19 protein-coding genes are annotated in these 22,379 nt (G+C 59.3%); 4 read left to right on the top strand and 15 right to left on the bottom strand.

Annotated elements, in window-relative coordinates; translation table 11 throughout:
- Window positions 1-13: 13 nt before the first annotated feature.
- The 6 genes from MRBLMR1_RS14845 to MRBLMR1_RS14820 all read right to left on the bottom strand — a co-directional run bounded on the left by MRBLMR1_RS14845 (window position 14) and on the right by MRBLMR1_RS14820 (window position 4,059).
- Entirely contained in the window at window positions 14-508 is a 495-nt protein-coding gene (locus tag MRBLMR1_RS14845; protein ID WP_148145978.1) for a GNAT family N-acetyltransferase, read from the bottom strand.
- Between the two features lie 3 nt (window positions 509-511).
- Window positions 512-1,150 carry a tRNA (adenosine(37)-N6)-threonylcarbamoyltransferase complex dimerization subunit type 1 TsaB gene (gene tsaB, locus MRBLMR1_RS14840; RefSeq protein WP_148145979.1) on the bottom strand — a complete coding sequence of 213 codons (639 nt, stop codon included), beginning with the start codon at window positions 1,148-1,150 and terminating at the stop codon, window positions 512-514.
- Between the two features lie 18 nt (window positions 1,151-1,168).
- Window positions 1,169-1,735: a NifU family protein gene (locus tag MRBLMR1_RS14835; RefSeq protein WP_148145980.1), complete on the bottom strand. Its 567-nt coding sequence runs from the start codon at window positions 1,733-1,735 to the stop codon at window positions 1,169-1,171.
- Between the two features lie 112 nt (window positions 1,736-1,847).
- A complete protein-coding gene (locus MRBLMR1_RS14830) occupies window positions 1,848-2,339 on the bottom strand; it encodes a universal stress protein (RefSeq protein WP_148145981.1) in 492 nt (163 codons plus the stop codon).
- Window positions 2,340-2,450: 111 nt separating this feature from the next.
- The gene (gene trpS, locus MRBLMR1_RS14825) at window positions 2,451-3,515 is read right to left on the bottom strand and encodes a tryptophan--tRNA ligase (protein ID WP_148145982.1); all 1,065 of its coding nucleotides are present in this window, start codon (window positions 3,513-3,515) and stop codon (window positions 2,451-2,453) included.
- A 145-nt stretch (window positions 3,516-3,660) separates the two neighbouring features.
- The gene (locus tag MRBLMR1_RS14820) at window positions 3,661-4,059 is read right to left on the bottom strand and encodes a VOC family protein (protein WP_148145983.1); all 399 of its coding nucleotides are present in this window, start codon (window positions 4,057-4,059) and stop codon (window positions 3,661-3,663) included.
- 368 nt (window positions 4,060-4,427) lie between these two features.
- Here MRBLMR1_RS14820 and MRBLMR1_RS14815 point away from each other — a divergent pair, with 368 nt between their 5' ends.
- Window positions 4,428-4,913: a YcbK family protein gene (locus MRBLMR1_RS14815; protein WP_148145984.1), complete on the top strand. Its 486-nt coding sequence runs from the start codon at window positions 4,428-4,430 to the stop codon at window positions 4,911-4,913.
- 13 nt (window positions 4,914-4,926) lie between these two features.
- On the opposite strand, the gene murJ is transcribed toward MRBLMR1_RS14815, so the two are convergent.
- The 7 genes from murJ to mutS form a co-directional block, all read right to left on the bottom strand.
- Window positions 4,927-6,501, bottom strand: coding sequence for a murein biosynthesis integral membrane protein MurJ (gene murJ / locus MRBLMR1_RS14810; RefSeq protein ID WP_148145985.1), 1,575 nt, complete (start codon window positions 6,499-6,501; stop codon window positions 4,927-4,929).
- Window positions 6,502-6,514: 13 nt separating this feature from the next.
- On the bottom strand, window positions 6,515-9,331 hold the full coding sequence (locus MRBLMR1_RS14805; RefSeq protein WP_148145986.1) for a [protein-PII] uridylyltransferase: 2,817 nt from the start codon (window positions 9,329-9,331) through the stop codon (window positions 6,515-6,517).
- Window positions 9,332-9,491: 160 nt separating this feature from the next.
- Complete coding sequence (locus MRBLMR1_RS14800) at window positions 9,492-10,502, bottom strand: helix-turn-helix domain-containing protein (RefSeq protein ID WP_148145987.1); 1,011 nt, start codon at window positions 10,500-10,502, stop codon at window positions 9,492-9,494.
- A 135-nt stretch (window positions 10,503-10,637) separates the two neighbouring features.
- Window positions 10,638-11,567, bottom strand: a complete 930-nt coding sequence (locus tag MRBLMR1_RS14795; protein WP_148145988.1) for an MYG1 family protein — start codon at window positions 11,565-11,567, stop codon at window positions 10,638-10,640.
- Between the two features lie 149 nt (window positions 11,568-11,716).
- Window positions 11,717-12,199 carry a transcription elongation factor GreA gene (gene greA / locus MRBLMR1_RS14790; protein ID WP_148145989.1) on the bottom strand — a complete coding sequence of 161 codons (483 nt, stop codon included), beginning with the start codon at window positions 12,197-12,199 and terminating at the stop codon, window positions 11,717-11,719.
- 137 nt (window positions 12,200-12,336) lie between these two features.
- Window positions 12,337-13,617 carry an RDD family protein gene (locus MRBLMR1_RS14785; RefSeq protein ID WP_148145990.1) on the bottom strand — a complete coding sequence of 427 codons (1,281 nt, stop codon included), beginning with the start codon at window positions 13,615-13,617 and terminating at the stop codon, window positions 12,337-12,339.
- Window positions 13,618-13,748: 131 nt separating this feature from the next.
- Complete coding sequence (gene mutS / locus MRBLMR1_RS14780) at window positions 13,749-16,400, bottom strand: DNA mismatch repair protein MutS (protein ID WP_500065506.1); 2,652 nt, start codon at window positions 16,398-16,400, stop codon at window positions 13,749-13,751.
- A 194-nt stretch (window positions 16,401-16,594) separates the two neighbouring features.
- On the opposite strand from mutS, the gene MRBLMR1_RS14775 reads away from it, so the two are divergent.
- From MRBLMR1_RS14775 to MRBLMR1_RS14765, 3 genes are all read left to right on the top strand, one after another.
- Complete coding sequence (locus tag MRBLMR1_RS14775; protein ID WP_148145992.1) at window positions 16,595-18,880, top strand: NADP-dependent malic enzyme; 2,286 nt, start codon at window positions 16,595-16,597, stop codon at window positions 18,878-18,880.
- Between the two features lie 67 nt (window positions 18,881-18,947).
- Entirely contained in the window at window positions 18,948-19,205 is a 258-nt protein-coding gene (locus tag MRBLMR1_RS14770; RefSeq protein WP_500065156.1) for a type II toxin-antitoxin system Phd/YefM family antitoxin, read from the top strand.
- Complete coding sequence (locus MRBLMR1_RS14765) at window positions 19,202-19,591, top strand: type II toxin-antitoxin system VapC family toxin (protein ID WP_148145994.1); 390 nt, start codon at window positions 19,202-19,204, stop codon at window positions 19,589-19,591. Before MRBLMR1_RS14770 ends, MRBLMR1_RS14765 begins: the two co-directional genes overlap by 4 nt.
- Before the next feature lie 5 nt (window positions 19,592-19,596).
- On the opposite strand, the gene olsB is transcribed toward MRBLMR1_RS14765, so the two are convergent.
- Both olsB and MRBLMR1_RS14755 read right to left on the bottom strand, forming a co-directional pair.
- A complete protein-coding gene (gene olsB, locus MRBLMR1_RS14760) occupies window positions 19,597-20,469 on the bottom strand; it encodes a l-ornithine N(alpha)-acyltransferase (protein ID WP_148145995.1) in 873 nt (290 codons plus the stop codon).
- A gap of 98 nt (window positions 20,470-20,567) precedes the next feature.
- A complete protein-coding gene (locus MRBLMR1_RS14755; RefSeq protein WP_148145996.1) occupies window positions 20,568-22,364 on the bottom strand; it encodes an ATP-binding protein in 1,797 nt (598 codons plus the stop codon).
- Window positions 22,365-22,379 lie beyond the last annotated feature (15 nt).

The following is a 22,379-nucleotide window of genomic DNA, read 5'->3' as shown; positions in this document are numbered from 1 at the left end:
GTATGCTGAGGGACTAGCGAAGATCACGGCTCATGACAAGCGCTGCGGTCCGTCGACCATCCGCTCCCAGATAATAAGCCGGTCTCTCGGCCACCTTGGCAAAACCGAGTTTGCCGTAAAGCCCGACGGCAGTCCTGTTTTCGGCCTCGACTTCAAGAAACATGCTGTCGGCGCCGCGGGAGATTGCCTCACGCACCGCTGCCTGCATCAGGCGCCAGCCGAGCCCCTGGCGACCGAACTTTTCGGCCACCGCAACCGTCAGGATTTCCGCCTCGCCGCCAGCCTCGCGACTGAGCACGAAGCCACCGAGTGGCTTTGAAAAGAATGCATTCGTCTGGCGTGCAATGAAGCCGAAGACATTTTTCTGCGAAAGAAGGTCCTGAAACTCAGCTTCGCTCCACTGGCGCGGAAAACGCAGGCCGTGCAGTTCGGAAATCTCGTGGCAATCGACATCCTCGATCGGCACGACTTCGAAAAACGGCTTCCAGGTCAGATAGTCGTCAAACATGGGCTACACCCGCGCCAGAGCAAAACCCGTCTGCGGTTTTGCATCAGGTCCACGCAAATAAAGCGGCTTCGGCCGTGCTCCAGCGGCATCCTTTGCAGCACCGATACGCGCGACAGTTCCGATATCGAAGCGATCACCCGTCTTGGAAATCCACGAGCCGGTAGGCTCTGTAGAGAGGGATTTGACAAGATTGTCGACGTCTTCTGCCGAAAGCGCTGCCGGTTCGTTCAGCGCAGCGCCATCGACGGCGAAAGCCTGCGCATAGATTTCCTCGCGCTTGGCATCCATGGCGACGAGAACCGGCATGTCGGAACCGCTGGTCGCCCGATACGATGCCGCGAGCGTTTCCAGCGTCGAGACGCCGACACAATCGATCCCGAGGGAGAGAGCCAGACCGCGAGCAGCCGCGACGCCGACACGAATGCCGGTGAAGGAACCTGGGCCGATGACGACGGCGATGCGGCCGACCGCATGGAGATCGACTTGAGCTTCGTCCAGAGCCTGATCGATGACCGCCATCAGGCGTTCCGCATGCCCCTTGCCGATTTCTTCCGAGACGGCAGACAAAAGCCTGCTGGCGGAACTGTCAAATACCGCCGCAGAACAATCGATGCCTGCAGTGTCTATAGCGAGAACGATCATGAACAGGTCTTGCGGGTATCAGAGGGCCTCAACCGCCTGCACTTCGGGAACGAAGTGCTTGAGCAGGTTCTGCACACCATGCTTGAGCGTTGCAGTGGAAGACGGGCAGCCGGAGCATGCGCCCTTCATGTTGAGGTAGACGGTGCCGTCCTTGAAACCCTTGAAGGTGATGTCGCCGCCATCCTGCGCAACTGCCGGGCGGACACGCGTCTCGAGCAGTTCCTTGATCGTGGCAACCAGCGTCTCGTCGCCTTCATCGAAAAATTCGCCTTCCTCGTCGGAAGCCTCGGCAAGGGACGAACCGCCGCCCATGACCGGCTGGCCGGACATGAAATGCTCCATGATCGAGCCGAGAATGGCGGGCTTCAGGTGCTGCCATTCGGAATCAGACTTGGTAACGGTGATGAAATCGTAGCCGAAATAAACGCCCGTGACGCCGGGAACGTTAAAAAGGCGCAGGGCCAGCGGAGAGGCTGCAGCTTCTGCTTCATTGCGAAACTCGGCCGTGCCTTTTTCCATGACAACCTTGCCGGGAAGAAACTTCAGGGTCGCCGGGTTCGGCGTGGCTTCGGTCTGGATGAACATGGGCTTGCTCCTGGCCGCGAGCGGCACTCAGTTTAGAACTCTTCCAAATAAGATAACCGTTCTCATCTTTGGGTTCAAGTGCGCCTTTGTCCGCTCATGGTCAATAGTGAGATCACGCCAGCGAGTCGATTTCCTCGTCCGAGAGCGTATCGGGAAGAACCGTGACCGGAATCGGGAAGGCTGCACCGCGACCGGCGACTGCGGAGACCAGCGGTCCCGGGCCTTCCTTCGCCGAACCTGCTGCGAGCACGAGGATCGCGATATCGCGGTCTTCCTCGACCAGTCCGTTGATCTGTTCGGGAGCGCTGCCCTCGCGGATGACGATTTCCGGGTCGATGCCGATTGTTTCACGCACCCGGTGGGCGGCCTTCGCCATTACCGCTTCGGCCTCTTCCATCGCTTCGGCGCGCATGATCTGCTCGACACCCAGCCATTGCTGGAAATCGCCTTCGGGAATGACATAGAGGAGAACCAGACCGCCATTGGTATTCTTGGCGCGGCGGCCGGCATAATGGACCGCTTTTTCGCATTCCGGCGTGCCGTCGATGACCGCCATGAACTTGCGCCTGTGGCCTTCAAGCCGCGAAAGTCTCTTGGAAACCATAACGCCCCCTGTGTTGCCGAAGCAGTCTCGCCGCGGACCTTATACCAACGTGTAAAAATGAAAACCCGCCGCTTCACGCGACGGGTTTGCCTGTTCATGCCGCCTCAAAAATCAGCGCAGGAAGCCGATGATGTCGAAGACTTCGTCCATGACCTTTTGTGCACGTGCCCCGGCGCGCTCGCCGCCATCCTTGAGGATTGCGTCGATATGGGTGGTGTCGTCGAGCAGGCGGCGCATCTCGGCGCCGATCGGAGCCAGAACCTCGACCGCCAGTTCGGCAAGCGCCGGTTTGAAGACGGAGAACTGTTGGCCGCCGAATTCGACCAAGACGTCAGCCTTGGTGCGATCGGCAAGGGCAGCATAGATACCGACGAGATTGTCGGCTTCCGGACGACCGGAAAGGCCTTCAATTTCGCTCGGCAGACCTTCCGGATCGGTCTTGGCCTTGCGGATCTTCCTGGCGATATCATCGGCATCGTCCATAAGGTTGATGCGCGAAAGATCCGACGGATCGGACTTCGACATCTTCTTTGTGCCGTCACGCAGCGACATGACGCGCGGCGCAGGCCCATCGATCAGCGGCTCTACCAGCGGGAAATAGCCATGGATGGGCTCTTCGCCGACGACCATGTCGACGCCGGTTCCCGTCGCACGGATCTTGTCCTGGAAGTCGATGTTGAACTTCTGGGCGATATCGCGGGCGAGTTCCAGATGCTGCTTCTGGTCGTCGCCGACCGGAACATGGGTGGCGCGGTAAACAAGAATGTCAGCCGCCATCAGGCTCGGATAGGCGAGCAGGCCGAGCGAGGCGTTTTCGCGGTCCTTGCCGGCCTTGTCCTTGAACTGCGTCATGCGGTTCATCCAGCCGATACGGGCAACGCAGTTGAACACCCAGGCTAGCTCGGCGTGCTGCGGCACGGCCGACTGGTTGAAGACGATGTGCTTCACCGGATCGATACCGGAAGCGATGAAGGCTGCGGCGATCGAGCGGATCTGGCCGCGCAGGTCGTCATGCACAAGTTGCGCAGTGATCGCATGCAGGTCAACGACACAATAGATGCAGTCGTTGTTTTCCTGCAGCGCCACGAATTTGCGGATCGCGCCGAGATAATTGCCGAGATGGAGATTGCCGGTCGGCTGAACGCCGGAGAAAACGAGCGGCTTGAAGGTGTTCATGATGTCCTCGAATAGGCGGTTGGAAGGCCTCAGGCCTCAAGGTTACGCGCTCCCGGCAGGTTTGAACGTCTCCGGCAATCGCGCCCCGCGGGCCATGTAGCTAACGCCGCGCTCTAAGCACGGCGGGCGGGGCGAAATCAAGGCCTCAGCGCGGGACATGCTCAATCAAATCCCAGGTGTTGCCGTAGGGATCGGCAAACACGGCTACCGTGCCGTAAACCTCACGGCGCGGTTCCTCCATGAATTTGACGCCGCGGGCAAGCATTGCCGCGTGGTCGCGGGCAAAGTCATCGGTTTTCAGGAAGAAGCCGACCCGCCCTCCGGCCTGGTTGCCGATCGCGGCCAGTTGCCTGTCATCGACGGCCTGGGCAAGCAGCAGTGCCGCACCGTCATCACCCTTCGGCTTCACGACGAGCCAGCGCTTATCATCGGTAAGGGACGTATCCTCCACGCAGTCAAAGCCAAGGTCACCACAATAGAAAGACTTCGCCCGATCAAAGTCATCGACCACCAAGGTCACGAGAAAAAGTGATCGGACTGGCATGGGCGGCTCCTGAGTTTCGCGTAGTGATCTGGCTAAAACAATGGGCCTTGGCAACCATTAAGGGAATTTTTCGCAATTTTACGCCTCAGACCCCAATTTTTTTGGGGGGTTTGACAATCAACTTCGAGGACGTTGCTACAGAAGCTCTGAGCGCCGCTATGTAACAGTTTTATAACGAAGTTTTGGCGCTCCCCGAACAACTATAACCAGCATCAAGACTGCAATTGATTAACGAATATTAAGATTCATGACCTATTAATCTCAATTCGAGGTAAATCCCACCTTATTCACGTCACTTTTCAGAATGAAATACCCCGCCACGACGAAGTCGACCGTCATGACGACTGGTCTTTTCTTAGGGGACAACCATGCGCATCTTTTCTCGCGTCGCGCTGGCCTGCCTATTGGCATTCAGTATGAACGTAAACGCCGAGGCAGCAGGCAAGAACGACAAACGCCGCAGCACAGCAATTCAGCACGATTACTCTGCCTTTTACACGGTACAGCGTGTCAGCGTCCGTACCGGCTGTTTTCCCGACAAGCTGGAAGCGATCCTTGCCCATATCGCCAAGCAGACCGGCAAGAAGCCGATGGTCACGTCAGGTCATCGCCCGCGTTCGGGCAAGTCGCAACATAGCCGCTGTTTCGCCGCCGACATCCGCGTGCCGGGTGTCTCCGAAAAACGTATCCTGGCAGCGGCCCGCACTGCGCCGGGCATTGGCGGCATCGGTCGTTACTGCAACGGCATCGTGCATGTCGATATCGGCCCGAGCCGCACTTGGGCGCACTGTGGCAAGAAAGGCAAGGGCAGCCTTGCCAACCTGAAGCCGAAGTCGAAGAGCCGCGATACCTGATCGCGGCATTCTTTTAAGACGACGCCTTTGGCTTGCGCTTCAAGCTCCGGCGGATCATGCCGAGATCGGCACCGCCGATGAGGAAGGCGACGCCGAAATAGACGACCATTGCCAGCGCAATCAAAGCGCCAAGGGCCGTGACCTGGCTTAGCAGATGAGCGCCCGGCGCCAACCATGATCCGGCATAGGGCAAGGCGTAGATAAGCGCTGCCGCCATCACGCCTGCCGAGACGATCAACAGAACCGTGCGCCTGGCGAGCTGCCATTCCCAGACGAGATCGCCGCGCCAGACCAGGATCGTGAACAACAGCACGGTGTTAAGCCAGCCGGCTGCCGCTTCCGCTGTGGCGATGCCGCGCTCGGCAAGGATCGGGAAAAGCGAAATCGCCAGCGCTGAATTCACCACGACGGCAAGCATAGTGATGCGCATCGGCGTCTTCGTATCCTCGCGTGCATAAAAGCCCGGCTGCAGCGCCTTGATGAGCACGAAACCCGGAAGGCCGAGGCCATAGATCGCCAGAATGCCGGCAACGACCGAAGTATTTTCGGCGGAGAACGCCCCGCGTTCGTAGAGTACGCGGATGATCGCATCCGACAGGACCCAGAGACCGACAGCAGCGGGGAGCGTCAAGAAGAGGACGAATTCGATGGAGCGGTTCTGGATGCCGGCCGCTTCCTTCATCTTGCCGCCTTTGAGCGCTCGCGACAGTTCCGGCAAAAGAACGACACCGACAGCTACGCCCACTACGCCGAGTGGCAGTTGGTAGATACGGTCAGCATATTGAAGAGCCGCGATCGCGCCTTCTTTGCCGGAGGCGATCGCCTGACCAATGATCTGGTTGATCTGGGTAACGCCACCGGTAATCGCAGCCGGAACCGCCAGCCATAAAAGCCGCTTGACGTTCGGTGTCATGCGCGGGCGGCGAAAGCCGATATTGATGCCCGCATGGCGCACGCCGATATAAACCACAGCAAGCTGTAGAACGCCCGCTACCAGCACGCTCCAGGAGAGATACCAGGCGATCAGCTGGGGCTCCGCACCGATCCAAAGGCCGTAGACCAGAGCGGCGATCATCACCACGTTCAGAAAAACGGGCGCAATTGCCGCTGCGAAGAAATGATGCAGCGAATTCAGCATTCCGCTCATCATCGCCGTCAGCGACATGCACATGAGATAGGGGAACATGACTGCGGCCATGCGGATGGTCAGCGACATCTTTTCGGCGTCGTCGGCAAAACCCGGCGCAATGATGAAACGCACCAGCCATGGCATGGCGAGTTCCATGACAATGGTTATGAGGAGGAGCGCCGAAAAGAGCACCCCGAAGACCTCTTCCGAAAAGCGCTTGGCGCCCTCGACACCGTTGGCCTCGATTTCTTTCGAAAACAGCGGCACGAAGGCGGCGTTGAAGGCGCCTTCGGCAAACAGCCGGCGAAACAGGTTCGGAAAACGGAAGGCGGCGTAAAAGACGTCGGCCATCGGCCCCGTTCCCAGCGCTGCCGCCATCGCCGTCTCACGGGCGAAGCCGAAGATGCGGCTGCCGAGCGTCGCGCCGCCGACGGTTGCGAATTTTTTGACGAGGCTCATGGTCGAATATCCGTCACGCGCGCGCCTTGCTCTTGCGCGGCGGCTGTTCTTCTGTGGCCGGTGCCGGTGTCGGGTTCTTCTTCGCCTCTTCTTCCTGGTCGGTCATGACCGATTTCAGCCGCGCGGAAATGGTATTCTGGCGGTTATCATTGGTGACTTTCTGACCGACCAGATCGGTGACGTAGAAGGTATCGATGACCTTTTCGCCGAATGTGGTGATGCGGGCCGACTGGATGTCCAGCGACAGGTCGGCAAGGCCGGCGGTGATATCCGCCAGAAGACCTGTACGGTCGAGGCACTCGATCTCGATGACGGTGAACTTGTTAGAGAGGCCGTTCGAAATGGTGACCGAAGGCGGGATGTCAAAGGCCTTGGTCTTCTTGCGGGTCTTGGCGCGGGTGGCGATGACTTCCGGCAGGCGGCGCTTGCCCGAAAGCACATCCTCGATCATCCGGCCGATCGTGCCAGCACGGCGGAGTTCATCCTCGTCTACCGCAAATTCCCGGTTGATCAGGATCGTATCGAGCGCACGCCCGTCCGTCGTTGTGAAGATCTGCGCGTCGACGATATTGGCGCCGGCGGCAGCACATGCGCCTGCAATGATCGACAGAAGGCGCGGATGGTCGGGCGCGAGTACGGTGATCTCGGTGATCGCCCGGAAGGCATCGGTGCGGACCATGGTTGCAAGCGCATGGCCGGCGCGATCGGTGTCGCGGATGAAGGTCGCGTGGCGAACCTGATCGTTCAGCGAAACGGCCAAGAGATAGGGCTGATAATGGAGCGACGAATAGGTCTTCCGCTCCTTCCCGTCCCAGGACGACAGCGCATCGAAAAGCGCCTCTTCGGCGACAGTCGCGCGCTCGCGGCGCGGCAGGTCGGAAAAGCCGCCGGAGAGCAGGATCTCGGTTTCGTAATAAAGGGTGCGCAGAAGCTGGCCCTTCCAGCCGTTCCATACGCCGGGACCAACGGCGCGCGTATCGCAGATCGTCAGGACGAGCAGCAGTTTCAGCCTGTCCATGGACTGCACGACAGCGGCAAAATCGCTGATCGTCTTGCGGTCATGCAGGTCGCGGGTCTGAGCGGTCATCGACATGACTAGGTGCTGCTCGATCAGCCAGACGACGATTTCGGTCTGCTTGTGGTTCAGGCCGAGTCTCGGGCAAAGTTTGCGGGCCATGCGGGCACCGGCGATCGAATGATCCTCCTGACGGCCCTTGGCGACATCATGGAAAAGCACGGCGACATAAAGGGCCTCGCGCTCCTCGATGCCGGGCATGATCTTGGTGGCAAGCGGATGCGCTTCCTTCATCTCGCCCTTGTCGATCTCCGAGAGAGCTTCAACAGAACGGATCAGATGCTCATCAACCGTATAGTGGTGATACATGTTGAACTGCATCATCGCCACGACCTTGCCGAATTCGGGGATGAAGCGGCCGAGTACACCGGCCTCGTTCATGCGGCGCAGCATCAACGCCGGATCGCGGCGCGAGGTCAGGATCGAGAGAAACAGCCGGTTGGCTTCCTCGTTTTCACGCAGGCTGTTGTCGATCAGCGTCAGCGAACGGGTCATGCGCTTCAGCGCATCCGGATGCAGTTCGAGCTGATGGATATCCGCCACATGGAAGAAGCGGATGATATTGACCGGATCGCGGGTGAAGACATCCGGCGAAGCGAGCGTGATGCGGCCACGGTCGGTAACGAAATCCGTTGTGCCAGGGATCTTGTGCAAACGGTGGGTGAAACGCGAGATGACGCGATTGGCAAGCCCCGGCGCGGCCTTGGCCTGCTGTTCTTCCAGTGCCGCGCAGAAGATGCGTGTGAGGTCGCCGACATCCTTGGCGACCAGAAAATAGTGCTTCATGAAACGCTCGACGGCGGAAAGACCGGGACGCGTATGATAACCGAGGGCCGAGGCGATATCGCGCTGGATATCGAAGGACAGGCGCTCCTCCGACTTTCCGGTCAGGAAGTGCATGTGGCAGCGAACCGCCCAGAGAAAATCGTCCGCTTTTTCGAACAGCCGGAATTCGCCACGAGAGAACACGCCGAGCTTGACCAGATCGGCGGCATCCTTGACGCGGTAGTAATATTTGGCGATCCAGAATAGCGTATGGAGGTCGCGCAGGCCGCCCTTGCCTTCCTTGACGTTCGGTTCAACCAGATAACGGGTGTCGCCGGACTTCTGGTGGCGCTGGTCGCGCTCGGCAAGCTTGGCGCTGACGAATTCGGCACCGGTATCGGCCACGACCTCATGGTCGAAACGGGTCTCCAGATCTGCAAACAGGGTTGCGCAACCGCAGATCAGGCGGCTTTCGAGGATTGCGGTGCGGATGGTCATGTCGGTCTTGGAAAGGCGGATGCACTCCTCGACCGTGCGGGTCGCATGACCGACCTTGAAGCCCATGTCCCAGAGAATATAGAGCAGGAATTCGACGGCCTTGCGCATCTCCTCAGAGTTCTTCGCCGGCAGAAGGAACAGAAGATCGATATCCGATCCGGGTGCAAGCGTTCCTCGGCCATAACCGCCGACGGCCGCAATCGTGATGTCCTTGCCTTCCGGATGGACTGCGGCGGCGACGATGTCATGCAGGACGCAGATGATCTGATCCTGAACCCAGGAAATACGCTCGGCGCAATTGAGCCCGCTGCCGTCTTTTTCGAGCAGTTCACGCGCCTTCTGGCGGCCTTCGTTGCTGGCGCGGCGCATGACGGGCAGAAGCGCCGAGCGCAGTTCCAGAAGCGGAAGGTCCGTCTTCATCACCGCGCAGCATTCGGCCTTCAGGGCATCTACATCGAGAAGTTCGGAGAAATTGATTTCGTGTCTGGCCATATCATTCCTGCCGATGCCAGTTTGCCGGTCGGCTCCAGAGCATTTCCGGGCGCAAAACCGGTTCCCAATTTTGCTGGAGTTGCTCTAACGAATTCTGGTCACCTTGACCACCAATTATGGCAGCAGGTCGTTTCCAAGTTGTTGCCTTGCAGCATGAAGTTCAAGAGCCGGTTGTTTCGACTTTCGACCTTGCGCGCCACTGGCGCGGGCTCATGCCGGTTGCGCGACGAAACTCCCGGTTAAAGTTCGATTTTGTCGAGAATCCGACGTCGAGCATGATTGCCGTCGCCGATTGTTTTGTTTCATCCAGCAGGCGGCAGGCTTCGCCGATACGACGGTTGTTGACGAACTGGGAGACGTTGAGACCTGTGGCACGGTTAATGGCGGAAGACAGGTCGCGCGCAGGAATTTTCGCCTTGCGGGAGATTTTCGCGAGGCTGAGATTTTCATCTCTGTAGAGTTCGCCTTCGCCAAGAGCCGCTGTGACACGCTCGACGATTGCTGCATCTGCCGGATCGGGCAAAGCCGATGCTTTGGGAGAAACCGCGGTACGGTCCGTCTCGGGCAATAGGTAATAGATACCTGTTGCCGCAAGCGCAACGATGTTCATGATCGCCACCGCAAACGGAACGCCTTCTGCACCGGCGACACCCGCATAGATGGCCACGGCAACATCGCTCAGGGCGAAGAAGAACATCAGGATCGCGGTCAGACGCGCGGCGCGCAAAGCCGGACGCATGCGCTGAAGGCTCGCCTCCGCCATCACCTCGTCATCGCTGGTTCGCGTCAGACCCCAGATGGCAGTGCCGTAAACGAGGAAGATCACAAGCAACAGCGGATCGACCAGCACCTGCAGAAAGGCGACCGAAAGCGCGATGGAAGCCGGTGCCCATAGATGGATCCAGGGTTTGGGTATCGTCTCATCCGCTAGGCCGCGAAATGCCAAGAAGGCGAGTGGCGGCATCACGGAGGCGGTAATCGGCTGGATCGGCGCAAGCGCCTTGACGCCGTAGCCGAAATGTAGGCCGACGACCACGCCCTGCAATGCATAAAGGATCAGGAAAGCCACGAAATACCGGCGACTTCCAGGCGCTTCCACGCCCTTGAGGCTGTGATGAAGAACCAGCGCGAAGATCAATCCGGCAATGAAGGGTAACGGTATGGCGAGCAATGGACGATCCCGATGGCGCTCAGAAAAGCCTGAAGAAAATTCTACGACAATCTATATCATCTTCGGACCCGAAAGGGAGATCGCGCTACCCGCAATAGCAGGTAGCCCGAACCCGGCTTCGCCAGTCTTGGCCGTTCAGGCCGATGCCAAGGCTTCCTTTACGGCAATCTCCGCCATGGCAAGGGCTGCCTCGCGGCTGGTGGCTGCTGCGATGAAGCGACCGTTATGGCAGAAAGTGGCGCCCTTGACGCCGGAAGCGGCTTCGAGATCACCGTTCGTCAGGCCCGCCCAGGATTTCGGCAGATCGGCGCGCAGTTCGAACCCGTCATCCGCCTTACGGATGCCGGTAACGCACCAGTCCTTGCCGTCGCGCGGATGGACGACGAAAAGAAGGTGATCGGCACCGGCCTTCACGATTGCCGGGCGGAAGGGCATGCCCATGGGAAGCTCGAGCACGCGACCCTCGCCAGCCTCGGCGATCGCTTCAAGAACGAGCGTTTCGGCACGCAACTTGGCGGCGCGCTTGCCGATACCCGCCTCGACAAAGGCACGGGCGATGGCGAGCGCTGCATGAAAAGCGCGATCATCGGCACCCTGCTCCTTGTCGTCGAAGTTGGGTTTGAGCGTTTCGAGCAGGCTCGACAGGGTGAGGCCGGCAAGAGGACCGGCGCTGGACGGGCTGAGCGCACCATTGTCCATCAGGTCTATCGGCAGGACGAAACTCTTGTCGAAGGAGGCGTGCAGGGCATCGATATGGGCGGTCGGGATATTCATGGCGGCAAGATAGTCGCGACCATAATGCTTCCAGATCAGGCCGAAGGAGCTGTAGGGCGCCTCGTCCTCGCGCAGCGGCGCGCCGCGCTGGTGGTGATCGAAGATCTGTTTTTCGGCATCATAAGCGCCGCCGACATCATAGATGATGCGATCGCTGCCGGGCGTGATCCACTCCGGCGCGCGGCTGCGGACGATTTTTGCCTCGGGAAAAAGCCGGGTCAGGATGACGCTGGAGAGAAGTTCATCGGCATGGAAGCCACCGGAATGGGTGACGAGATAATCTGGTTTCATGCCGGAATGCGCCTTTGTTGGTTTGTTTCATCGCAATTCCGGACGCAAAACCGGTTCCCACTTCTGCTGGAATTGCTCTAGGAGACGCACCAGATAGCCGCAGTCGCAGGTCTTCACAAGCACGGCAGCACCATGATTGGCAAAGCTGATTACGAAATCGCGATGATTTCGAGTTCCTGATGACCGACCGTCACCAGATCGCCTAAGGACTTGCCGTTGAGCGCGCGTGCGACCGGCGACACATAGGAGATCGTTCCAGCCTTGGGATCGGCCTCGTCTTCGCCGACGATGCGGTAGGTCTGCTCGCGGCCATCATCGCGGCTGAATGTAACCGTGCTGCCGAAAGAGACTGTAGCATTCGATGCAGACGCCGAGACGAGTTGGGCCGTGTGGACCCGTTCGGCGAAATACCGGATGTCACGCGCCGGACCTGCCGCCTGGCGTCGCCGCTCATTGATGTCATCCAACCCGTTCGTCGCCTCATAGGCATCGCGGGCGGCCTGCAGCTGATGCTCAAGCGCCTTCAGCCCGGTTTCCGTCACGAGGTTCGGATGGGGTGATATCGGCCGGTCAGGCAGTACCGTTTCGGCGGCCGTCTCGGCACTTTCCTCCTTCATGAAGGCAACGCTCACGCGTGAACTCCTCTGCACCCGTTTCAGCCACCGCCTGACAGTGGCTTCAGCGTTTTTCACAGCCACTACACAATAGATGAGAGTATCTGCAAGTGCCATCTCATTCGGAAAAACCCACTCGTCGGCGAGACCTCATCTCATGAGGGGGCAAACCGGACGGTTGACAGCAGCGCGGAAAAGCAGGTTTCGTCGTCACAGGGCATGCTTGCCGGGACATTTATATCCTTTGCTGTCGACAGAAGCGAATGAATGAGAACCTCCCTGATCGCGAGTTTGGTCAAAGGCCGACCTTCCACGAACAGAAGCATTCGCCAGGCGCTCCGACCGACGATAACGACAGTCAGTTCAACGTTGACATCCTTCAACTTCGGCTCAATGCCGGTGACGCGTGCTGCATCGAAACCATTCAGCTTGAACGGTTCCCATTTGCCGTTGACGGAAATGTCTTCGGCAATCACGCTTTGCAGCGCCTCACCGTAAGCGACCGCATCGACCGATGGCTGATCCATCGGCTCATAACCAAACAGAATTTCGGACGTCAGTTTGTCAGATGTGAAGTGATAGAGCTTGCCGCTCTCGGCTTTGATTTCTCCAAAGACCCAAGTGGACCAGAGATCCGCCTTTTTGCCCGTGGCGGGATTTTCCCAATACCGATAACTGGAGGCCATGCGCTCTTCTGCGCGCAGCATGTTCATGTAGCCGATCGCCATCACGGTCAGCATGAATGTGACTGCAGCAGTTGCGGCTGCGGCAGCAGAGCGAGAGAGCCTGCCTTTTCCGCGGACAATGGCTGCGCCTTCGTCATACCAGGCAGGTCTTCCCTTGGCGACGCGACGGTATTGCAGGATGCAGGGAATGATTGAAAGATAAGGAACGCCGACGGTGTTGACAAAGAACCAGATCCTGAATTCCCGCGTCATATAGAACTGCCAATCCGGCATGCCGGATCTGTTTTCCACCCTGAGCCCCGCAACCAGTTTGCCGGGGGTAGTGCCAAACAATGTCATCGCCCCCCACAAAACGATGCTGGTGATGGCAGCAAGCATCACGATGGTCAGAAGGTTGTCGGCTGCCGGGAAATTTACGCCAATCTCAGGCAGGTGTGGCCGGATTGAATAGCCGAAAGGCAATCCTACTACCGCCCCGATTATCATTTCGTCCGCAAGGCGCGCCCAAAAGCGCGGCCATGGCCCTGCAATCGTCGGATCGGGCAAGGGATCTGATTCCTTGTCCGACATGTCGCTCTCAAAACAAAGGCTCAGTTCGGAGGCTTCCGAGGCATTGACCCAATCTGCAAGGCCGGGGTGCCAGAGTAGTGTTTCCGGCTTTATCGTGCCTTTGCGGGCGAGCACGCCGAGGTCTTCGGCGGAAACAGGGCCACCCTGTTTCCGGCCAAGCTTATGATACCAATAGGTCATTTAAATCAGTCATATCCCGTTTCCCCGCGGGCGAGGCTACAGGAGCAGATGAACACGATGCAAATGCCAAGTTGTATCAGGGGTGACCGAACAAACGCTTTTTGCCATTCTGCAGCGGTGCGAAAACCAAATCAGGTTTTCGCACCGGCTTGCTTCTTCAGTGTATAAAGCGCTTCGAGCGCCTCACGCGGGCTCATGTCATCCGGGTTGATGGCCTTCAACGCTTCCTCGACCTTGGAAGGTCCACCGCGCTTTTCTTCCTTGCGCACCGCGACCTGGAACAGCGGCAGGTCGTCGATAAGCTGGCTAGCCGGGTTCTTGCGGTCGGAATCTTCCAGCTTGGTCAGAACGTCTCTCGCACGGCTCACGACGCTATCGGGAAGGCCGGCAAGGCGGGCGACCTGGATGCCGTAGGAACGATCGGCGGCACCGGGGCCGACCTCGTGCAGGAAGATCACCTCGCCATCCCATTCCTTCACCTTCATCGTGGCGTTGGAAAGACGGCCGAGCTTTTCCGAAAGCACGGTCAGTTCGTGGAAATGGGTGGCGAACAGGCCGCGGCAGCGATTGCCTTCGTGCAGGTGCTCAACCGATGCCCACGCGATCGACAGGCCGTCGAAGGTCGCGGTTCCACGGCCGATCTCATCGAGGATGACCAGAGAACGGTCGGTTGCCTGATTAAGGATGGCCGCCGTTTCGACCATCTCGACCATGAAGGTGGAGCGGCCGCGGGCAAGATCATCAGACGCGCCAACGCGCGAGAACAGCCGGTCGACCACGCCGATATGGGCGGCGGAAGCCGGCACGAAAGAACCCATCTGGGCAAGAATCGCGATCAGCGCATTCTGGCGCAGGAAGGTCGATTTACCGCCCATGTTCGGGCCGGTGAGCAGCCAGAGCGCGCCGAATTCGCCACCATTTTTCGGTGAAAGATCGCATTCGTTGGCGATGAACGGGCCCGACGACTGGCGGCGCAGCGCCTGTTCGACCACCGGATGGCGGCCCCCTTCAATCGCAAACATTCGGCTGTCATCGACGATCGGGCGGCGGTAATTCCATTCCTCGGCGAGCATGGCGAGACCGCCGGCGACATCGATGATCGACAGCGCACGGGCGCCGGCCTTGATCGCCTCGGCTTCTGCCGTGACGGCGGCGACCATGCGGTCGAAGGCTTCGAGTTCGATGGTCAGCGCCTTGTCGGCGGCGTTGGCAATGCGGCTTTCGAGATCGGCAAGCTCGGTCGTGGTGAAACGCATCGCATTCGCCATTGTCTGGCGATGGATGAACCGGGCCTTGGCTTCCGGCGTATCGGTCATCGGGCCGGCATTGCCGGCAGTGACCTCGATGAAATAACCGAGCACGTTGTTGTGCTTGATCTTCAGCGACTTGATACCGGTTTCATCGGCATATTGCAGCTGCAGGCCGGCGATCACCTTACGAGACTGGTCGCGCAGGGCACGAACCTCATCCAGTTCGGCTTTGGCGCCATCAGCCAGGAATCCCCCGTCACGCTTCAGAAGCGGCAGGTCTTTGGCCAGCATATTGCCGAGCAGGGATTGAACCGTAACCGGCAACGCCTTCAGATCGACGAGCGCATCGGACAGTTCTTCCGGAAGCATTGATCCATCAAGGAAAGCCGCCACGCCGCGCGCGGCTTCCAGACCGGTCAGGATTGCGCCGAGATCACGCGGGCCGCCACGGTCGAGCGCAAGACGCGAGAGCGCGCGGGGCATATCCGGCACGTGCTTCAGCGATGTGCGCAGGTCGGAGCAGAGCGACGGCTCTTCCAGCAGAAAAGAGATGGAATCGAGCCGGAGATTGATGCGCTCCGGATCGGTCAGCGGCGACATCAGCCGCTCGGCAAGAAGCCGGGCTCCGCCGCCGGTAACGGTGCGGTCGATAGCCTTCAGCAGTGTTCCCTCGCGCTCACCCGAAAGCGTCTTCGTCAGCTCGAGATTGCCGCGGGTGGCGGGATCGATGAACAGGGTCGACGCGCCGCTTTCGCGCTCCGGCCGTCCGAGCGGCGGGCGCTCGGAAATCTGGGTCTTTTCGACATAGGCGATGGCAGCAGCGGCGGCGGCGAATTCTGCACGGGAAAAAGTGCCAAAGCCATCCAGTGTCGTGACACCGAAATAACGGGCGATGCGGCCTTCGGACGTGGCGCTGTCGAACAGAACCGAAGGCTGCGGCACGGCGACGCGGCCGAGCACATCAAAGACCGGCTTCAGCTCCGGATCGTGAAACATCGTATCCGGCATGATCAGTTCGCGCGGCTCGATGCGCAGGATATCGGCAAGCAGGCGCGACGGCTCTGTTTCCGCAATGCGGAAGACGCCGGTGGAGATGTCGATCCAGGCGAGTGCCATCGCCGGCTCGGCGCCGCCCTTGATGCGGGCAAGCGTCATCAGATAGTTCGATTCCGAGGCGACAAGCAGCTTTTCTTCCGTGATCGTGCCCGGCGTGACGAGGCGCACGACATCACGTTTTACAACCGATTTCGAGCCGCGCTTCTTCGCCTCCGCCGGATCTTCCACCTGCTCGCAGACGGCGACGCGGAAACCGAGCGAAATCAGTTTCTGCAGATAGTCATCGGCCGCATGGACCGGCACACCGCACATGGGGATATCCTGGCCCATGTGCTGGCCACGCCGGGTAAGCGTGATGCCGAGCGCACGGGATGCGTCAATCGCATCCTGGAAAAACAGTTCGTAGAAATCGCCCATGCGATAGAAGAGCAGCGAACCGGGATTGTTCGCCTTGATCTCGATGAACTGCTCCATCATCGGGGTGGCCGTGGCACGGCTTTCCTCCGAGGCGAGCTGGTCGGTGGTCAGGGCGTCGATGGACAAACGTTCAAACTGGGTCACTGGGCCGATTTTCATTGCGCATGGAAAGTCGCAACACTATCGGTGAAGCCCCTTGGAAGACAACATTTGCAGCAGCTTCAGGCGAAGCTGCCCACAGGAAGCTGGAGGATATGGTCGTGAACGATAAGACAGCAAGCACGCGAACATCGGTAACCGAGCAGGAAGCACTCGATTTTCACTCCGATGGGCGCCCCGGCAAGCTCGAAATCACGCCGACCAAGCCGATGGCCACGCAACGCGACCTGTCACTTGCCTATTCGCCAGGTGTTGCGGTTCCGGTTTTGGCGATCGCTGCCGATCCTGCCAAGGCCTATGACTACACGACCCGCGGCAACATGGTGGCCGTCATCTCCAATGGCACGGCAATCCTCGGCCTCGGCAATCTAGGTGCGCTGGCATCCAAGCCGGTCATGGAAGGCAAGTCGGTTCTGTTCAAGCGCTTTGCCGATGTCGATTCCATCGATCTTGAGGTGGACACCGAGAATGTCGACGAGTTCATCAACTGCGTGCGTTATCTCGGCCCGTCCTTCGGCGGCATCAATCTCGAAGACATCAAGGCGCCAGAATGTTTCATCATCGAAAGCCGGCTGCGCGAGCTGATGGATATCCCGGTTTTCCATGACGACCAGCATGGCACGGCAATCATCGCCGCTGCCGGCCTGATCAATGCGCTTGAGCTGACCGGTCGCGATCTAAAGACCACCAAACTCGTCTGCAACGGTGCCGGTGCTGCCGCAATCGCCTGTATCGAGCTTATCAAGGCGATGGGTTTTGCCCCGGAAAACATCATTCTCTGCGACACCAAGGGCGTGATCTACCAGGGCCGCAGCGAGGGCATGAACCAGTGGAAATCAGCGCATGCCGCCAAGACGGACCGCCGCTCACTGGAAGAAGCGATGAATGGCGCTGACGTGGTCTTCGGTCTTTCCCAGAAGGGCGCCTTTACCGAAGAGATGATCCGCTCCATGGCGCCCAAGCCGATCATCTTCGCCATGGCCAATCCGGATCCGGAGATCACGCCCGAGGAAGTGGCGCGCATTCGTGACGACGCGATCATGGCGACCGGCCGCTCGGATTATCCGAACCAGGTCAACAACGTGCTTGGCTTCCCTTACATCTTCCGCGGCGCGCTCGATGTTCGCGCCCGGCAGATTAACGACGCGATGAAGATCGCCGCAGCGCAGGCGCTTGCCAATCTTGCCCGCGAGACTGTACCGGACGATGTGGCTGCCGCCTATCAGGGCGTGCGTCCGCGTTTCGGCGCGCAGTATATCATTCCCGTCCCGTTCGATCCCCGCCTGATCTCGGCCATTCCGATGGCGGTTGCGCAGGCTGCGATGGAAAGTGGCGTGGCGCGTCGCGAGATAACCGACATTGCGGCTTACGGGCGCGAACTTGCTGCGCGGCGCGATCCGATCGCGGCCACGACACAGAGCATCTATGACCGGGTACGACGCTTCCCAAAGCGGGTCGTCTTTGCCGAGGCCGAAGAAGAGCAGGTGATGCGCGCCGCGATCTCCTTCTGCAACCAGGAGCTTGGCACAGCCATCCTGCTCGGCCGCGACGACGTGATCCGGGCGACCGCGGAAAAGGCCGGGATCGATCTCGACCAACCCGGCATCGAAATCGTCAACGCCCGCATTTCGAAGCGGACAGAGGCCTATACCGATCACCTCTATGCCAAGCTTCAGCGTCAGGGCTACCTGCTGCGCGACGTGCAGCGCCTAATCAACAATGACCGCAATCATTTTGCTGCAACGATGGTCGCGGTCGGCGATGCGGATGCGATGGTGACCGGCACGACCCGCAACTACGCCTCGGCGCTTGCAGATGTGCGGCGCTGCATCTCCACCAAGCCAGGCCACCGGGTGATTGGCGTCTCGCTCGTCGTTGCCCGTGGCCGCACGATATTCGTTGCCGACACGGCAGTGCACGACCAGCCGAATGCAGAGGATCTTGCCGATATCGCGACCGAGGCCGCACGCGTCGCGCGTCGCATGGGCTATGAACCACGCGTGGCAATGCTCGCCTACTCCAACTTCGGCCAGTCGGTCGGGGAGCGTTCCGAGCGCGTGCGCGAGGCGGTGAAAATTCTCGACAGCCGCCGGGTCGATTTCGAGTATGATGGCGAGATCGCCGCGGACGTGGCGCTCAATGCCACACGCATGGAGCAATATCCGTTCTGCAGGCTTTCGGGCACGGCGAATGTTCTGGTCATGCCGGCGATCCACTCGGCTTCGATCGCCACGCGCATGTTGCAGGAACTCGGCGGCTCGACGCTGATCGGCCCGCTTCTCGTCGGTCTCGACAAGTCGGTGCAGATCACCCAGATGGGCGCCAAGGACAGCGAGATCGTCAACATGGCAGCAATCGCCGCCTACAATGCAGGCTCGTAAGCATTTCTTGATATGACCGCCCGAGTGGACTAAGTTCAGTGAACTAAGTCCACTCGAGACATCTGCCATGAAGACGGTCAATATTCACGAAGCAAAGACACATCTCTCGCGGCTCGTCGAAGAGGCCGCGAATGGTGAGGGATTCGTCATCGCCAAGGCAGGGAAGCCGATGGTGAAGGTTGTTCCGCTGGAGGAAGCGCCGGCGGACGCGCCAAAAAAGAAACGCCGGATCGGCTTTCTTGATGGTAAGTTTTCCGTACCGGACGATTTCGACACCATGTTCGCCAAAGAAATCGAAGATATGTTCTATGGCGAAGATAAATGAAGCTGTTGCTGGATTCTCATATTCTGGTCTGGCTGGCTGCCATGAGCACCAAACTTCCAGCGCAGGCCAGACTGCTGATAGAAGATACCGACAATAGCCTTTTCTTCAGCGCAGCCAGCATATGGGAGCTATCAGTCAAGCACGCTCTCGGACGAGACGACATCCCGGTTCACCCCCGTGTGCTGTACCGAGCCTTGCTGGATAACGGTTTTCAGGAATTACCCATAACCAGTGAACACGCTTTCGCACTGGAAGCCTTACCGCCAATCCACAAGGACCCGTTCGACCGTATCCTGATCGCACAGGCGCTGTCGGAAGGCATGCTTCTCTTGACCTCGGACGAGACCATTGCCCGTTACAAGGGACCTATCAGGCTCGCCCGATAAGATTATCAGCTGGCGAACCGACCTGCGTCCGCGCCGAAATGGTTAATGTAGCGGCCGGAGATGACGGCGATCGGCAGGACGATCAGGACGTCTGTCGTGTTGAAGGCCTGATCGACTACGGCACCATCGCCAATCATCGCGCCGAGGCGCAGATAGCCTTTCACCAGCGGTGGCATGGCCGACAGGGCCTGGCGCGGATTGATCTCGTCGGCGGGGATCATGTCCATCTTGCGATAGAGATCCGATTTGGCCGACACCATCCATTCATCCTTCACCAGTGAGTTCTGGTGCAGGAAGGAAAGAGCGAGCGCATGTTCCTGCGGATCGACACCGGGGAAGGATGCGCAGCCGAACATTGCGCCCATGCCGTGCCTCAGTGCGTAAGCCCAGTTGCCCTGCCAGAGTAGTTCCACGGTCCGCTTCGTGCGGTAATCGGGCAGGACGCAAGAGCGGCCGAGCTCCATGAACTGCTTGTCGGGATGGCGCTTCAGGAGCGGCTCGATATCGAATTCCGAGGCGGAATAGAAACCACCGTTGGCCATTGCGACTTCCTGGCGCAACAGGCGGTAGGTGCCAACGATCTGATCTTCGATTTCGCCATCAATCGCATTGTCGACCACTAGGAGATGATCGCAGATATCGTCATAGCTATCGAAATCGCGCCTGAGATGCATCGCCTCGGGAGGCAGCATCGCATTCATCTCTTCAACGAAAACGCGATAGCGAACCGACTGTGCCGCATCGATCTCCCGGCTGTTGCGCGCAAGCCGTGTTTCCAACGAGCCTATGCGGCCGAATACATCGCTCTTCTCGATGGAAGGCGCCGGTGTCGAGGGATGATCGAGGGTCAATTCGCGGTTCAGGAGTTCGATTGCCATGGTGAGTCACCCGTACCGGTTGGATCACCGCCATTAATCACGTCTCTGCAACAGGAACGTGACATCGATTGTCACAATAGGCTGCGGCTAAGAATCCGTCAACGGAGACGCTGACGCGCAATATTCTCCGAGAGAAGATGACCAATGTCAGCGAGTAAACGGGCTGGCTCTACGGGTTTTTGCAGGACCCTTTGTGCACCGGCAGTCAACGCGTTTTGCAGAGCCTCGTCGCGATCTTCGCCGGTCAAGACGATCACCGGAACTGCGAGACTATTCATTGTTTTTTCGGCCACGCGCAGATCGGTGACAACATCCAACGGATCCCCACCCGGCATGTTCAAGTCGGTTATAATCAGGTCAGGCGGCGCGCCGGGCGCGCGAACAAGATTGTGGAAACTTGGGACATCCGTGACCCATCGAACCTTGTGACCATTCTTCTGCAACATGGTACGCAGCAGCATGGCACTGACCGGATCATCTTCGGCAAGAACGATATCCAACTCTCTTTGGATATCGAAAGGCACAAATGCTTCGATCCCATCCGCATGGGACGGCACGCTCTGCGACTGATTGTCGATACGGCTGAAACCACGCATGCGGCCACTCAACACGTCGACAAGCGACCGCTCTCGCAGGGGGCGGATCAGCCAGGCATCGAACAGATCCTGCGGCTGCGAGGCCCGCTCCTCCGGATTGACGAGGAGAATGCGATGCAGAGGTTTGTGAAGCGGCTCGCAGGCATAATCCGATGCCAGCCGGTGATCGACGATCAGATCCGTGAAAGGCATCGATATCTCCGCCGCCCTATCGATCAGCATCGACACGTCCTGTGTGCTGAGGAGGTGGCGGCAACGGCCGCCCAGCGCCTCGATCGTTGCAACGGTAGCCTGAGCCGTTGGCCCTTGCGGCGCGAGCAAGATCACCCGAGACCGCGCCAGCATGCCGCTTCTATCGGTTTCGCCCGCGGCCACATCTTCGGCAAGGCGAACAGGGAATCGAATTGTGAAGGTACTGCCCTCACCCTTACGGCTCTTGACCGAAAGAGAACCGTCGAACTCCGCCAGAATGCGCGACGCGATGCCGAGGCCGAGGCCTGTCCCTCCACTGCGAGCCTCCACCGATCCGACCTGTTCGAACTCACCGAAGATTCTCGCCTGCTCTTGAGGTGTCATTCCCGGACCGGTATCGGTGACAGCGATTTCGACGTTAGCCTCAGCAAGGGTCACCCGAACGAGCACACCACCGCTGGAGGTGAATTTTACCGCGTTGCCCATCACATTGAATAGAACCTGGCGAAGGCGGGCGGGATCGAAATCCAGCAATTCAGGAAGATCGGCGGCAAAGGTCGCGGCAATCTCGATGCGTTTTTCGTGGGCGCGTGGGGAGAGCATCTCGACGACGCTTTCGAGCAACTGGCGGAGATTTTCCGCCCTCGTGTTCAGCCGGAAACGGCCTGCCTCCATAGTCGAGAGATCGAGGATATCATCGACCAGCTGGGCCAGGAGATGGCCGGACTGGCGAATGCCGCTGAGATAGTTCTGCTGCTCCGCGGTCAGCTTCGTCTGGCTGAGCAGATGTGTCATGCCGAGAATGCCATTCAGTGGCGTTCGGATCTCATGCACGACCGTCGAAAGGCGGCGCGATTTCGCCTCGCTAGCGGCTTCGGATTCTTTCAGGCGGTTCTTCAGCGAGTGCCGGCCGGGCGACAAACGTTTCAACTGGAAAATAAGGTTCTGCAGTGGGCTCAGGTGCCGCGGGGTTACAGCAGCGAAGAAATCCATTTCTGCGGGCGGCTCGACGATGAGTTCAGACAATTGCTCCGCCTGCCCTTCAGCAGAATGGGGCTGGGAGAAGGCCTTGGTCAATCTGTCTTGCAACTCGGCGAGGGTGCGCATGGATTAAGCCTACAC

This window comes from Neorhizobium sp. LMR1-1-1.1, from assembly GCF_040675795.1.
GTDB classification, from domain to species: Bacteria; Pseudomonadota; Alphaproteobacteria; order Rhizobiales; family Rhizobiaceae; genus Neorhizobium; species Neorhizobium cellulosilyticum.
The sequence above is the reverse complement of the archived record's forward strand: the minus strand, read 5'-3'. Positions and strand labels throughout refer to the sequence as shown.